Source organism: Capnocytophaga sp. FDAARGOS_737 (assembly GCF_009730375.1).
Taxonomy (GTDB): Bacteria; Bacteroidota; Bacteroidia; order Flavobacteriales; family Flavobacteriaceae; genus Capnocytophaga; species Capnocytophaga leadbetteri.
The window spans coordinates 1,542,409-1,555,492 of record NZ_CP046316.1 but is presented as its reverse complement, the minus strand read 5'-3'; the positions used below and the strand labels follow the sequence as shown (position 1 = coordinate 1,555,492).

General features: G+C 40.9%; 17 protein-coding genes. 1 reads left to right on the top strand and 16 read right to left on the bottom strand.

The window, feature by feature from the left end; all coding sequences use genetic code 11:
• Positions 1-15: 15 nt before the first annotated feature.
• Positions 16-546 carry a hypothetical protein gene (locus FOC45_RS06990; RefSeq protein ID WP_009390707.1) on the bottom strand — a complete coding sequence of 177 codons (531 nt, stop codon included), beginning with the start codon at positions 544-546 and terminating at the stop codon, positions 16-18.
• Between the two features lie 289 nt (positions 547-835).
• On the opposite strand from FOC45_RS06990, the gene FOC45_RS06985 reads away from it, so the two are divergent.
• On the top strand, positions 836-1,939 hold the full coding sequence (locus tag FOC45_RS06985; protein WP_009390705.1) for a site-specific integrase: 1,104 nt from the start codon (positions 836-838) through the stop codon (positions 1,937-1,939).
• 225 nt (positions 1,940-2,164) lie between these two features.
• Here FOC45_RS06985 and FOC45_RS12180 read toward each other — a convergent pair whose 3' ends face one another.
• The 15 genes from FOC45_RS12180 to FOC45_RS06925 all read right to left on the bottom strand — a co-directional run bounded on the left by FOC45_RS12180 (position 2,165) and on the right by FOC45_RS06925 (position 13,079).
• On the bottom strand, positions 2,165-2,287 hold the full coding sequence (locus FOC45_RS12180) for a hypothetical protein (protein ID WP_255488562.1): 123 nt from the start codon (positions 2,285-2,287) through the stop codon (positions 2,165-2,167).
• 20 nt (positions 2,288-2,307) lie between these two features.
• Positions 2,308-2,511: a hypothetical protein gene (locus FOC45_RS06980; protein WP_008623472.1), complete on the bottom strand. Its 204-nt coding sequence runs from the start codon at positions 2,509-2,511 to the stop codon at positions 2,308-2,310.
• Positions 2,512-2,514: 3 nt separating this feature from the next.
• On the bottom strand, positions 2,515-7,716 hold the full coding sequence (locus FOC45_RS06975) for a zincin-like metallopeptidase domain-containing protein (RefSeq protein WP_196774051.1): 5,202 nt from the start codon (positions 7,714-7,716) through the stop codon (positions 2,515-2,517).
• Entirely contained in the window at positions 7,701-7,913 is a 213-nt protein-coding gene (locus FOC45_RS11965) for a hypothetical protein (RefSeq protein WP_196774050.1), read from the bottom strand. The genes FOC45_RS06975 and FOC45_RS11965 overlap by 16 nt, the downstream gene beginning before the upstream one ends.
• The gene (locus tag FOC45_RS12175; RefSeq protein WP_255359617.1) at positions 7,910-8,032 is read right to left on the bottom strand and encodes a hypothetical protein; all 123 of its coding nucleotides are present in this window, start codon (positions 8,030-8,032) and stop codon (positions 7,910-7,912) included. Before FOC45_RS12175 ends, FOC45_RS11965 begins: the two co-directional genes overlap by 4 nt.
• Before the next feature lie 3 nt (positions 8,033-8,035).
• Positions 8,036-8,632, bottom strand: coding sequence for a D-Ala-D-Ala carboxypeptidase family metallohydrolase (locus tag FOC45_RS06970; protein ID WP_155846629.1), 597 nt, complete (start codon positions 8,630-8,632; stop codon positions 8,036-8,038).
• A gap of 77 nt (positions 8,633-8,709) precedes the next feature.
• Positions 8,710-9,177 carry a hypothetical protein gene (locus FOC45_RS06965; protein ID WP_155846628.1) on the bottom strand — a complete coding sequence of 156 codons (468 nt, stop codon included), beginning with the start codon at positions 9,175-9,177 and terminating at the stop codon, positions 8,710-8,712.
• Position 9,178: 1 nt separating this feature from the next.
• A complete protein-coding gene (locus FOC45_RS06960; protein ID WP_155846627.1) occupies positions 9,179-9,763 on the bottom strand; it encodes a hypothetical protein in 585 nt (194 codons plus the stop codon).
• A complete protein-coding gene (locus FOC45_RS06955) occupies positions 9,760-10,242 on the bottom strand; it encodes a hypothetical protein (protein ID WP_155846626.1) in 483 nt (160 codons plus the stop codon). The genes FOC45_RS06960 and FOC45_RS06955 overlap by 4 nt, the downstream gene beginning before the upstream one ends.
• 3 nt (positions 10,243-10,245) lie before the next feature.
• Positions 10,246-10,539: a hypothetical protein gene (locus FOC45_RS06950; RefSeq protein WP_095913017.1), complete on the bottom strand. Its 294-nt coding sequence runs from the start codon at positions 10,537-10,539 to the stop codon at positions 10,246-10,248.
• 33 nt (positions 10,540-10,572) lie between these two features.
• On the bottom strand, positions 10,573-11,199 hold the full coding sequence (locus FOC45_RS06945; protein WP_155846625.1) for a hypothetical protein: 627 nt from the start codon (positions 11,197-11,199) through the stop codon (positions 10,573-10,575).
• A 35-nt stretch (positions 11,200-11,234) separates the two neighbouring features.
• On the bottom strand, positions 11,235-11,777 hold the full coding sequence (locus tag FOC45_RS06940) for a hypothetical protein (protein WP_009390386.1): 543 nt from the start codon (positions 11,775-11,777) through the stop codon (positions 11,235-11,237).
• Positions 11,774-12,073, bottom strand: coding sequence for a hypothetical protein (locus FOC45_RS06935; RefSeq protein WP_009390387.1), 300 nt, complete (start codon positions 12,071-12,073; stop codon positions 11,774-11,776). Before FOC45_RS06935 ends, FOC45_RS06940 begins: the two co-directional genes overlap by 4 nt.
• 12 nt (positions 12,074-12,085) lie before the next feature.
• Positions 12,086-12,592, bottom strand: coding sequence for a hypothetical protein (locus tag FOC45_RS06930; protein ID WP_155846624.1), 507 nt, complete (start codon positions 12,590-12,592; stop codon positions 12,086-12,088).
• Positions 12,573-13,079: a hypothetical protein gene (locus FOC45_RS06925; protein WP_155846623.1), complete on the bottom strand. Its 507-nt coding sequence runs from the start codon at positions 13,077-13,079 to the stop codon at positions 12,573-12,575. The genes FOC45_RS06930 and FOC45_RS06925 overlap by 20 nt, the downstream gene beginning before the upstream one ends.
• Positions 13,080-13,084 lie beyond the last annotated feature (5 nt).

Sequence of the window (13,084 nt, the reverse complement as noted above, 5' to 3'; positions counted from 1 at the left end):
CAGCTTTTTTTGTTTTTAAGGTCTTATATAAAAGCCCTCTTTACCTTGTTCTTTTCGCACGAACACATAGCCCTGCACATATACATCTACATAAGCTGTTACCCTTTCATCTGCTATAAGTTGTTGCCATAAGGGCTCTTTTTCTTTCTGATGAATGTTATTAATTACTAAAATACTATCGTTGTGCAATAGAGGTAAATAATCTCTCAAATCGGCATTCGCAGGAGGGTGATTGACAAAAATAAGGTCAAAAGTATCGCGACTGCTTGAGGTACTAATACAGCAGCAAGTGTCGATATTAGAAAGATTTTTTATGGAAGTATCGTCTGTAAGTATATGGTAGGCACTAAAGTAACGAATGATTTTTAATAGCAAACGCACTTGCAGATTAGACAAGGTAGTAGAAGAGTGTTTTAATTCTTTTTTAGGTATTAGTTGTTTGTTATACAAACATTTAGTAACAAAATTGTACACAAAAGGAGAGTGTACACCGTGCTGGTTAGTAGATTTAAGCAAGAATTGAAGGTAAGAAAATAATGCCAACATATATCTGTTTTTTAGGAGACAAAGGTACATTTATAATATGAAAAACACAAAATATTAAAAAAATAATTTGCATAGTAAAAATATAAATTGTATATTTGCCTGCTATGAAAGAGATAATTACGAAAAACCTTGTAAGTGGTTGGAAATAAGTGACTTATCTTCAGTATTTTAAAAGTGCTGTGTCAGTATTGTGACACTATTTATTACGGTAAGTTAGGGGCTATAATCGTGCATAGCCCTTAATAAAAAAATGCCTAAAAATCAAAAGAATGTCTTCTATTAGGATATTGTGGGCTTTAAGCCTGCTGAACTGCGCATTGGGGTTGATTGGCTCATAGTATACTATGCCCGTAACCCCCTAACAGGGCTATTAGAACGCTTCCGCAACCGCGTGCCTAAAATGGCTAACAAAAAAGAACGTACTAAATACGCCCAGAAAATGATTTATAACCTCAATGAAAAACTGTATGCGGGCTGGTCTCCTTTCGAGGAAATGGACGATGTGAGCCTAAAACAAATTAAGGACTGTGTGGAAATGTACCTTAAAACCATTGAAAAGGAGACTAAAGACGGCGTAAAACGAGATAGCTCACTTAGAACTATACAAACATTTATACGCCTATTCTTGAAGTTTATAAACGAAAAATACAAACAAGCGGTGTTTATATCGCAGATAGATATTCGTGTCATAAATCACTTCTTAGATGATGTTTACCTTAAAAAAAATACCAGTGTACATACTTATAACTCTTACCTTATGAGGCTGCGCGCTTTCTTCAATTTTTGCATATCTAAGGGCTTTATAAGCAAAAACCCTGCAGAGGGTATAAAAAGCAAGCGCGTAACCGAAAAAACGCGCGTAGTACTCAACGATAAGGAAAAAGAACGCTTGGCACGCTTACGCTATGATGATTTTCACTTATATGTGCTGTGTATGACTACTTATTACTGCTTTATCCGCCCTAAAGAATTGCTTATGCTGAAAGTAGGCGATGTGAATTTAGAAAAAGGGTATATAACTATTCCGGCTGAAGTGGCTAAAAACCGCAAAACTGAAAGTGTGACCATTCCTAATCTGTTTTTGCCTGACCTGCAAGCGCATATTGGCAAGGCAACGGCTGATTGCTATTTGTTTGGCTGGAAGTGGCAAGCTAATACAAAAAAGGCTACCCGTTTAGACTATCATTGGGATAAGATAAAGGAAAAGTATGACTTTCGCAAAGAGGTTCAGTTTTATTCGCTGAAAGATACGGGTATTACAGATATGCTGAATGCCGGAGTACCTGCTATAAAGGTACGCGACCAAGCACGGCACTCTGACCTTAAAATTACTGAAGTGTATACCACCCGCAATAAGTTTGCTGACGAGGTGGTGAAGAATATACAATACTGACACGCAGCTGACACGAGGTGGCGGAACTTTTAAAAAAAGTTGCAACTCTTGCAACCTTGCAACCTTGTGTATTTAAGTAGTTGATTTTCAGTACTTTTTTATGCTGATGATAGGCTAAAGAAGTTGCAACCACGCCTAAAAAAGTTGCAACCTCCTATTAAAAAAAGTTGCAACCTTGCAACCAATAATAAAAAAACTCCAGCCTTACGTGGCTGGAGCGTGGCACTACTTGCGGCGGCTGCTTGTCTTGCGAGCCTTTGGCTTAGGGGTTACTCTTACAGTAATAGTTACTGGTACGGTTACCTTGCGGGTAGTGCGTGAGGGGCTTTTTGTCTTCTTTGTTGCCATTGGAATATATTTATTGGTTATTAAAATTGTTTTACAAGGTAGCTGAATATATAGGGTATTACCTTGTATGTTATTTTGTTCTTACTCATATTTTTGCCTTGCTTTTTGGTACTGCATTCGCTTATGTGCTCTTCGGCAAAATAGTGTTCGTGATACACTGGGAAGCCTAATATATCTACGCCTATTTGATAAGACGCTACGTTTGTTATTACAGTGGTGCTCATATTCTAATAAATTACTTCGTATACATTGGTTTGTGGGGCTGGGGGCAAGCTAATTGCTTCGGTGGGCTGGCTGCCTGTGCCTAACTCTTGGGGTATATCCAACATCTGCTGAAAATAGGTGCTGTAACGCAACTGGGTAGCCGGTAGGGCATTATACCTGTTCTTGCTGGGGTATATATAGTTCTCTCGGTAGTCGGGGGCTACGTGGGTGAGTAGAATTATATCGCCGTCATACTCTGATTTGCTGCCGCCACGCATTTTGCCCTCGCCAGTAAGCTGGTAGATGAGCAAAAATAGCTTGCCGTCGTACTTCTTGCGTAGGTCGCGGTCGAGGAGGAAGCGCGGGTTGAGTTCTTGTAGCTTAGCGAAGCTGTCGATTACTATTACTTCGTTGCGCCTTATTAGGGCTTCAAGCTGGTCTAAGTCCTTAATTTCGGGGACATCGATATTAGGTAGGGCGGTCTCATCAATGTACTGTTGTACTTTGTCGTAATATAGTTTGCTGTCGGGGTGCTCTTCGAGGCTGGCGTGTCCTACTGTATAATTTTGCGCCAGGGCATTGATAAACTGAAAAGCGAAGCGTGTTTTGCCGCTGCCAGCTCCGCCGGCTATGGTGATAACGGTGCTTTCGGAAGTTTTGCGTTCTACATCGCCAAGGAAAGCTTGCATTTGTGGGTTGGCAATAACAAATGTTTCCCATTGGCGGTGTTGTAGGGCTGCCATTTTGGCATCGAGGGTGTTTGCCGATGTGCTGATTTGCCGATTTGTTTCTTCTGGCAGGTGCTCTACGTATACGTTTGGGGTTGTAATAGGGGTGGATAATCCGTATTTTTGATTTAGTTTGTTGCTATCACCACGTATTACTTTTCCTTGTTTGTCTATAAAGGACGATATTTTAGCACTTATATGTAAGCCTAATGATTTAAGATTATATCGTCTTAATGTTTTGTAATTTTCTAAACGTTCAAACAGTTCATTATTATCAGTAAAGTATTGGTCAAGTTCTTGCAATCTTTTATTAATGTATGGGTTGCTTTCTTCAAAAGTATAAAAAGTACTATTACTCTCTAATGTAAAAGGAAAAGCCCAGTAAAAAACCTCCATAGCTTTACTGTTTTTGAAATGTTTTCTATTTTCTTTTGAAAGCTCTTTTAAGTAAACATTTATTGCTTCTTCAAGTTTTTTATTTTCTTCAAATCCTTTTATTTTTCTTTTTTCATCTTGTTGAAATGCTCTGTCTCTTAATTCTTTTTCTATTAGGTTGTACTCTAATGAATAATCTCTTTCTAAAGGGTGATATTTGCCTTTTGGGTCTATAATTCCATAGTCTTGGAAATACCAACCTTTTTTTAGTTTACCTTTTTCGGTTAATGCTTCTTTTAGAATACCAGCGTGTCGTGGGGCATTTAAAGAATTAGGCACAGTTTTTGCAGGGATATTAGTGGGAGCACTATCACCACAGAACGGATTAGCACGACTCTTTCGTGGTGGGGTAGTGCTCTCTTCTATTTCTTCTATTTTGTGGTCATAGTAGACAACACCATTTTCGCCCTCTCTAAGGGTAAGTATTACTTTTACCTCTTCTCCCTCGAAAGTTGCTGTAGTGCGCATTCTGTAAGCACCTTTTATATTGTCTCTCTTTTTATAATCTTCTACAAAGGCTATTAGATGAGAGTTTTTAAGCATTTCTTCAGCTTGCTGTATGAGATACATTTTCTTTAAAGATATTTTGCTTGATAAAACGTGGTCTATACCTTTACTGCTGAATACCACATATTTGTCGAGCTCTTTATGAAAAACTTTTTTACCTCTTAGGTGTGTGTATGCCCAAGCCTTAAAGTACTTTTTAGCTTCCTTAAGGGTTTTGAATATGGGTAGTGAGCCGAAAAGGGCTATTTGTCCGGTAGGTTTTAGGTAGGACTGTTTGTTGCTGTATAATTTAAGCAGCTCTTTTTGGTAGTACTGTATTTGGGTGTTATACTCCGCTATTTTGTTGTCGGCTATTTTCTTAACCGCCATATAATCGGGGGCTTCGGGGTTTACGAAGTCTTTATTAGCGGGGTTTATAAAGCGGTCTTTTAAATTTCCGATGTTATTTTGTAGGTCGCTTATAAGGGTTTTATAGCGTTCTACCTCTTCATCATATTGTTTTTCGCCCTCTGATTGGTATTTCATACGTGCCAGATTGAGGGGTGCCGTAGGCTCGAAAGGGTTCCAACAAGCGCGCACGTACTCAAGGAATTTTACTTTAGTGGTGGTGCGTTTGCTGGCTTCTTTATTCATTAGAAAATCAAACATTTCTTTTTCGTGCGCGTCTGTTAGTTCGGGGGCGTTGCGGCGGGCTTGTCCTATCCAGTCGGCTACGCGTTCGGCTTCGTTTTTATCGGCTTTGCTTTGCGTTTGACTGAATTGTACAAGGGTGCTCATCGTGGCTCCTTTGGGGTTTAGGCACGATAAGTTGAGTATATAAGAGCGGTTTTTGCCCTCAAGGGCTGCTTTGTCGTTTATTTCTTTTTCGCTGTAGCCCTCCTCACGATACTTGCGATAGATAGCGGCGCGCTCGTAGGGTTCTTCAAGGGTACGGTTGGCGTTGCTTATCTCTTTGGCGTAGCGTATGGCATCGGCTTCGGTAGGGTAATCATCATTAGCGAACTTTACGGGCACGTTTTTATGTTTGAGGCGTTTGAGTGCCTCAAAGCGGTGATGCCCTGCCAAAACAAAGGTTTTGCCTTGCTTTTTGTCGTACCATACGACCAATGGGTCGAGGTCGGTAGGTTTGAAGTTATTGACGATGTTTTCGACTATTTCTTCATTGAGTTTCTTTCGGTTTTGAAAACGTTTCTCATCGGTATAAAGGTCGCTTAAGGGTATGGTTTTAACGCCTGTATATTGCCCAACTTTAGTGTTTTTTTTAGCTTTTGTGGCTTCTGGCTTGGGTTTTTCGTTGCTATGTATTAGCAAAGAATAATATTCTTCACTTTTTTCACTTTCAAATGTTAAACAAATAAAATCTTTCCCCTCTGTATATTGCTTTTCAATCTTACGTTTTGTTTCTTCTATTTTTTCATAAAACCTTAATGGGGCATATACCTTTATGCCATTATCAAAAGTATTTTTTAAATAAAATTCATTTATGGTAAGCTCTTGGTAGGAGTATAAGCATACTATTTCATTCAAGACATTGTAAAACGCAATAAACTTATATTTCTTATCGGTATTATCTGTTTTTTCAGTAGCTTTTTTGGCTTCTGGCTTGGGTTTTTCGGCTTTATTCGGCTTTTCCCCTACGGCTACATTTCCTATCTCATCAAAGGCTTGTTTTATGACTTTGGTGAATTGCCCTTTTGCTGTTGCGCTGTTTTTGCTATTAGCTTTGGCTTCAAGCCACTGACCGCCTTTGGCTAATAGGTTTGGTAACAGCTCGATGAAGCGTTCTGTACATTGTTCGATAGTGTCGTACTCTTTGGCCGCTCTTAGGTTATGATTAAATGCCCATTCTATGCGTTCTTTTACGAAAGCATAGTCTTTTTGGGCTTCTGCTTTTCTCCCTTTGCCGTAAAGTGCTGCTATATCATCTATCGCCATATATTTTTCAAACATAGATAGGTGAAACTGTGTGCCTATCATATCTGTTTTTAGCAGGTTTATTTTGCCTGTAGAGCTGTTGCGATAGCCCTCAATCATTTTTTTATTAGTTTCGGTATCTGAAAACTTAAGGGCAGTGGTTGTTTTTGTTTCTTTTGGGGCTTTTGGCTTCGGTTTTTCGGCTTTCTTCTTAGGTTTTTCAGCTTTATTAGGCTTTTCGTATTTAGAGAGGAAAGCGGGTTGTCCGGCAGCATTGAGGTTTAGAATATAGTCGGTGGCAGCTTGCGCCAATGAGGCGGCTTTCATTAGGAATTTGTTGTCGTTTTCGGCTTCTTTTATGGCACTATTCCAGCCTTTGAGGTAAGCCGCGTGGTTTTTGTTATTGTACCACATAATGCCCGCCCACGCACTTAGGAATACAGCACCAAACTCGGCTACTAACTCTTCTTTAGCATAGCCGCTATCGCCAAATCTAAATGAAATCTTTTCACGATTTAGGCGGCTTTCGTGGCGTGTAGAGTGCGTAAGTTCGTGGAATAGGGTACGATAATAGTCATTAACGCTATCGAATTGCTCAATCTTAGGCATTCGCACCAAGTCTTCACTTAGCTTATAATATGCCTCATTGCCTCCGTGCTTAATAGCGGGAGGGTTGGGGTAGTTTTCGACAATAAGCTGGGCAGCTTCGTTTTCAGAAGCGGTTTCTGGTATGGCACGCCCTATCTTTACCTCTGGCAGTTTAAAGTCTATACCTGTAATATCTTCACCGTTATATACGTTGTAATAGCGTATCATTGGGATACGGGTAACAATATTTTCTGGTAACTTGTGTTTGTCTAAGAAATCTATTACTTTATGAGCATTAGTAGAAGAATAGGCTTTACGTCCGATATTTTTGTCGGCAGGGACAACGTAGCGGATAGAATAATATACTACCTCATAGCCTTTTGCACCTTTTTTTAGGGTGCCTTTGTGTTTTTTGATTTGCTTAAAGGTAAGGAAATAAGGGTTGGCAAAGGCTTCTGTAAGTCCGATGCGTTCTTGCAAGAGCATACGGTTTACGCCTCGATATGGTTTTTTGCTGTCAAAATTAATAGGAATAAAGAAAGCATCATCTTCCCAAGTTTTTTTGTAGTCAGAGGCTTTGGTGCTCTTTAACATTTTGATAATCTTGTCGGTTATCATTTTGTATATATCGGCAGCAGGAATAGGCTTGCCAAGCCCTTGTGTTTCATCATCGGGGGCTTGCTCGAAATAGTCGATGCCGGCAGCAGCAAGAAATGTTAGCTCGTCATCGGACAAGTGGGACGGAGCCGACAAGTGGGACGGTTGGGGCGGAATGATTTTGCCTTTTACAAACTTATAGCCTTTGCGTAGGCGTCCACAATCGTCGAGGGCTTCGCGGTAGTCGCCTGTGTGGTGTGCGCCAGCAAGGGCTGTAGGAGGGGTTGGATAGTCCTTTATATTGATGACAAAACGCTTTTCGGTTGGATAAGCATTGAGTATACGAGAGAGGCGGTAAATGACCTCTGTGTTATTTTGTTCTTTGGCAATAGAAATCACACGCTCTACTTCAGAGCGTGATACAGTGCGGTTATGTAGGTTTATAAATTCTTCCATTGGGTGCAAGTTTTTTCGTTTTGACGCGTAAGGGCGGATAATGGGCAGCCACAATGCGCACAGCGTTCTACTAAGCCAAAAGTGTTGCGATATAAGTGGCATTTTCGGCATATGGCGAGCCTGCGAGCGGCTTCGGCTTCTACTTCAGCGCGGGTGCGTAGTAGAGCGTTAGTATATCCTGTGATTATACCTTTCATTTTCTGTTCAACTGGTAAAGCATAATAAGCACGTTAAGAGCTGAAAGGGCTATTGATATTTGCCAATAGTGAGCATCTTTGTTCTTTGGCGGGCTTTTAGGGGCTGTTTTCTTTGCCATAGGTTACTTTTTCTTATAAATATAGTACCCTATACCTCCTAAGACGAGTACGCCAGCTGCTATGAGGTAGGGGGTGTAATTCTTTTTGTTGTCGTCGTTGGCGGGTGGGCTATCGGGGGTTGTGGGTGTTAGTTGTTCGCCGGCTTGGTCTTCGTTGCCTTCGCTGTTATTGGGTAATGTAGGTGATACCCCTGTGGTGCTACCGCCGTTTTTTTTTGTACTGTCCCAGCGCGCGCGGGTGCCACGAATATCGTAATGAACAAAGGTTTTGTATATGCCGATACCGCCCTCTTGCATTTTGCCGGCGTCGATGAGTTTTTCGATAGTAGCGGCTACTTGTGCGGGTGGTATGCCGCGTACAACGATGTCGGCTGCACTGGCGGTTAGGTGGGCTGAACCTCCTACTCCGCCTACTTTTTTGTTGTGCTCTGGCGTACGGTAACCGCTGGTGATAATAATAGGTCTGCCACCCAGTGCAGCGCGCAATACTTCTAACTGGTCGGCTACCTTTTTTGCATTGGGAAGGTACTGTGGCGGTACTGGTGTGCCGTCTTTGCAGTTAAATTCTTTTATTTTGAAGTGCTTAGTGAAGTTTGTCATAGCTTATTTTTTTAGTTTAAAATGGCGATATAGGAGGTAGCCGCCGACTATGAGTAGCAGACCGCTACCACTGATGATTACTTTTTTTTTAATGCTTTCTTATTTAATGGTATCATATCATAGGCGGCTTGGTAGCTACTGTCGGGTATGCGGATGTGGTCGGGGTGGCACTCTATCTGGGCTATGGCACGCGCAATGGTGATGTAAAAATCCTTTGTGAAGCTGTCGGCTGTAAGGGGCGCGGTGGGGCTTATGCCTAACGCTTTGCTTACGCGCGCAATGTAGCCGCTGGTGTTATTCTCGCTGGGGGGAGCCCATACGCTGATGATTTTGGCAAGGGTGTCGAGCTTGTCGCGGGTTACCTTTGTATGTACGTTTATCATTAGGGCTCGCAATCCGTTTTCGATGCTGTCGAACTGCTCGAAGCGGCTATCGGTGTTTTGTGAGTGCGGTACTTTGCCTTGCCAGGGAGTGTCGCGCTTTTCAAGATTGCCGGGGTTATTGTTGCGTATGCCGCGTGTGTAGGGGGTGTTTCTGAAGTCCATATTAGAGTACATTTTGTTTAAACATATATGTAATGCCAAAAATCTCAACATCTAACTCATATCTTAACTCACGCATAAATGTTACGGTATTGGCTTTGACTACGTTGGTAAAGTCGTTAAGCGAGGTGGTGCCGTTGGGCTGTTGGGCTGATTTGCCGGCAAAGAGTTTTTTCCAGTTGTCGGCTTCGCCCGTGAGGCTGTAGGCGTGCTTAAGGAGTTCGATAGTGGGGATTTCTACATATATATTGGGGAATGTATAGCTACCGCCTGCCGGTAGGGTTACGCCACTGATAGAGCCCAAGCTGCCGAACGCCAATAGCTTGTTGCCTACATACACACGGTAGCTTTTGGCAGAAATAGAGCCTGCAGAGCTTGCGGAGAAGTCTTGCGCTGTTGGGTTTTGCAAAATAAGGTCGATATAAAAGCGCATACGCTGGGTGCTTATATCGAAATTCTTAGGTAGGGATACTTTGAATAATATTCGCTTAAAGAGTTCCTTGCCTTGCGATATTTTGGCTTTGGTAAAGCTCATTAGCCCTATGGCTAATACGGCTACCCCGCCAATGATTAAATGCTTTGCTTTCATTTTATTAATTTGCTGATTTTGAAAATTAGGTATCCTACGGCGGCTACTCCTATCCAAGCGAGTATTTTGGTGTATAGGGGGGTGTAGGGTACGGGTATTTTCTGGGTTTGTACGACTGTTTGCTGGGTGCTGACGGTTGAGCGTTGTCGGCTGTTAAGTTGCTCTTGTAGCTGCTGGTATAGTACGAGCTGCTGGCGGTACTTGTCGTAATAGATGCCGTAGCTGTTGCCGCTGGAGTGTTTAGCCGTAGCCAGACGCGAGAGGGCATCGGTGAGCTGTTGTTGGCATAGGCTATCGCAGGGGGCACTGCCGGTGTGTACGGCTGGCAGGGGTATATAGAGGGTGTCGTGCACGGGTGGGGTGCGCTCTATATAAAGGGTATCAGAAGACTTTATTATGCTTTCTGACTTAAAAATCTGCTGTGGGGTGCGGCAGGCACTGAGCAGTAGGGCTATGATGATGAGGGTGCGGTACTTCATAGATTAATTATTAAGTTTCTTGTCAATGTAGTCTGAAAGGTGGCTTATAATATCTTCTATTTCATCTAAAATACTTTCGGCGAACACTCCCGTTACACCACACAAGGCGTTCACTACTGGGATAGGTAACTGCAAGAAATGCAGGAAGAGCACCCCCGCACATAAGCTGGTGAAAATAGCGATTAAGCAAGAGCGAAAAAAACGGCTCCAAGTCATTCGGCGTCTTAATTTTTTGATAGAGACACCTATTGCTCCCGCGAGCATAAAAGAGCCGTATTTATTGATAAATTCAAGCATTGTTTTCTTAATATATTATTAGAGATTATGGGTTTAATTAGTGCTAATTTCTTCATAGCCAAACGGGCGTACTTCAGAGATAGCCAAAACTCTGGAATTAAATACAGGGGTAACCAAGAATACAGTACCAGCAGGAGAGCCAACATACTCTTTTTCTTGTCCGTAACGTGTACTTATTGTTAGTTTCTTGCTGGCATCAGACCTTTTCAATATCCGTACTGATTTATTCGGAGGAATACTAATGGTACACTCTCCATTAGCAACTATTGTTCTGCCAAAAAATCTTTCTTTTTTCTCAGACAAACCAGTAGGGCTGTTATAGAAATTATAATTGCTATCAACTTCTATGGTACCCCAAAAGGTTTCTTCTCTATACAAGTCTTCTACTAATTTAGAATTGAAGTCTTTTTGTCGAAATTCGTCAAACTCTTGTAGCTGACCGCTTAATCTTTGTCGAGGATTAAGCTCTAATTCCATAGCATCATAACTGCCATATAATCGTTGGAGGTGTACATCTTCTTCTAAGATAGGAGTTATCTTACTTGTTAAATCCGCTATTGTTTTTTCAAGTTCTTGTATCTTTTCACTTGTGTTTTCTACAGTACCACCGGTACTACCATTATCATCACTGATGCTTATGTTTATAAATTTTCCTACCATAATGTTTATTTTTTTGTTATTACTTAATTTTAATTTTATATATCTTTTTTAGCTAATTCTTTATAACTATATGGGCGATATTCAGCTATAAATGGTTTCTGTCCGTGCGTATAATGGCTTCCATACGTTATAACAAACATTGTCCCTGCTGGAGAGTTTTCATATACTACAGGTTCAATTCCTTCTATATCTATAGAAATAGTTAGCTTATCATTTGTAGTTTTATATATACGCGTCTCAAAAAATGGGTCTATAAATACTGTTATTTCTCCACAAGCTACCACAGAGCGACCAAATGTTCTATTACGATAATATTCTTCATTATCATAATATTTCCCGTGTAAAAAAACTTTCCCTGAATGTGCTACTATAGGAACCCAAAATAAACCGGGATAATATAAATCTTTATATAAAGAAGTGTTAATGTCTCTTTGATTATGAAAAATAGGGTCAAATTCACTGTTTTTAATTCCCATATTCTCATAATTTTCTTCTAACAATACATCTTGCTCACGTACTTTTGTATAATGTTCTGAGTTAGTGCCTTTACCAGAGTTATTTGTAAATTTTCCTATCATACGTTTACTTTTTTAGGTTGTTTTTTCTCTTTTGTTGCGTAATAGGTGATACCTCCTCCTATAAGAGCAGCAACGGCAAGCCATATCCAATCTTTACTTTTTTTGACCTGCTCATTATAGCTATCTTGTGTGCTTACGCCCTCTTCTGGTCGAGGCTTATATACAGGTTTAGGAGGTACTACAGCCGGTTTTGGGGCTGGTTTGGTTGTATTCATATAGCAATTAGGTCTAAATTCGTTAATCATTCCCACTTGTACAGTGGCATTGGTTTGGGGATTTTGCAATATTGTTTTCATAAGGCACGGGCATTAACAGTTTATTCTATAATTAAGTGATGGGTATTTGCCCAAAAGGTCTTCAAAATCATCACTGCTAAGGCTCTCTTGCAGCCAGCCTACCAAGTCCATACGTTTGTCATTAACAGACAATAAATTACCTTGATATAGGTGACAACGAAAATAACCTTTTAATATCTTCATATGCTCATCATCGGGTATGTTATTATAGATAAGGTTTTTAACTTGCTCTTTATTGATACTACCACGTTGGTTCATCGTTGCAAGGAGCGAACGGGTAGTGTCTTTTAATTTTTGGCTCTTAGCAAAGGCTTGTAACTGCTTGCGATAATCGGCAGCAGCAGCTGGGTTAGCATTAGGGTTAGTGTCGTTAGGGTTGTATGCTCCTTTTTTTTGTCGGAAAAATAGGAAGTACGCGCCTACACCTAACCCCAGTACAGCGACACCTGCTATTAAAAAGGCTTTATTTTTTGAAACATTCATCATCATTTTCTTAGTATTAGATAAGTGTTGCGGCATCTGGAGCCATAGCACGGCGTAAGTCTTGTAGTTCTTTGTCGTTTAAATCACCGTGTAAGAAACTTGTAAGGTCTTCGTAATTGCCATTGCCTAATGAGAATGATAGCCCGCCAGGTTCACGTTTGCCAAAGGCATTGTAAACATCTACGTATCCGTTGTAATTAACATTACGCAAAGCATTCTTTATAGCCTTTTCGTCCGTACCTCCTCCTTTCATTGCCTCGTATAAGGCATTGGCTTTGGCTACAGCCGCTGCTGGAGGTACGTTGCTATTAGCCGCATATTGGTTGTACTTCATCGGACGGAAGCGGTTTTTCCAATACAAAAAGTAAAACGCAGTGAAGCCTACTCCTACTACTGCTACACCAAATAATATAAAGCCTATATTAATGGTAGTAGTGATAGCCTTTTTGTTATTTTCCACTGCTGACTGGGCTATGATAGCACTTGCTGCGCCAGATAGTTTATTTTGTTCAGTCGTTTTCATTGGTT

Coding starts and splice junctions, on each gene's coding strand:
- FOC45_RS06955 (WP_155846626.1), bottom strand. CDS start 10,242: ATGAAGTACCGCACCCTCATCATCATAGCCCTACTGCTCAGTGCCTGC.
- FOC45_RS06950 (WP_095913017.1), bottom strand. CDS start 10,539: ATGCTTGAATTTATCAATAAATACGGCTCTTTTATGCTCGCGGGAGCA.
- FOC45_RS06990 (WP_009390707.1), bottom strand. CDS start 546: ATGTTGGCATTATTTTCTTACCTTCAATTCTTGCTTAAATCTACTAAC.
- FOC45_RS12175 (WP_255359617.1), bottom strand. CDS start 8,032: ATGGCAAAGAAAACAGCCCCTAAAAGCCCGCCAAAGAACAAAGATGCT.
- FOC45_RS06965 (WP_155846628.1), bottom strand. CDS start 9,177: ATGGACTTCAGAAACACCCCCTACACACGCGGCATACGCAACAATAAC.
- FOC45_RS06930 (WP_155846624.1), bottom strand. CDS start 12,592: ATGCCGCAACACTTATCTAATACTAAGAAAATGATGATGAATGTTTCA.
- FOC45_RS06935 (WP_009390387.1), bottom strand. CDS start 12,073: ATGAAAACAATATTGCAAAATCCCCAAACCAATGCCACTGTACAAGTG.
- FOC45_RS06925 (WP_155846623.1), bottom strand. CDS start 13,079: ATGAAAACGACTGAACAAAATAAACTATCTGGCGCAGCAAGTGCTATC.
- FOC45_RS06980 (WP_008623472.1), bottom strand. CDS start 2,511: ATGAGCACCACTGTAATAACAAACGTAGCGTCTTATCAAATAGGCGTA.
- FOC45_RS06940 (WP_009390386.1), bottom strand. CDS start 11,777: ATGATAGGAAAATTTACAAATAACTCTGGTAAAGGCACTAACTCAGAA.
- FOC45_RS12180 (WP_255488562.1), bottom strand. CDS start 2,287: ATGGCAACAAAGAAGACAAAAAGCCCCTCACGCACTACCCGCAAGGTA.
- FOC45_RS06975 (WP_196774051.1), bottom strand. CDS start 7,716: ATGGAAGAATTTATAAACCTACATAACCGCACTGTATCACGCTCTGAA.
- FOC45_RS06960 (WP_155846627.1), bottom strand. CDS start 9,763: ATGAAAGCAAAGCATTTAATCATTGGCGGGGTAGCCGTATTAGCCATA.
- FOC45_RS06945 (WP_155846625.1), bottom strand. CDS start 11,199: ATGGTAGGAAAATTTATAAACATAAGCATCAGTGATGATAATGGTAGT.
- FOC45_RS06970 (WP_155846629.1), bottom strand. CDS start 8,632: ATGACAAACTTCACTAAGCACTTCAAAATAAAAGAATTTAACTGCAAA.
- FOC45_RS11965 (WP_196774050.1), bottom strand. CDS start 7,913: ATGAAAGGTATAATCACAGGATATACTAACGCTCTACTACGCACCCGC.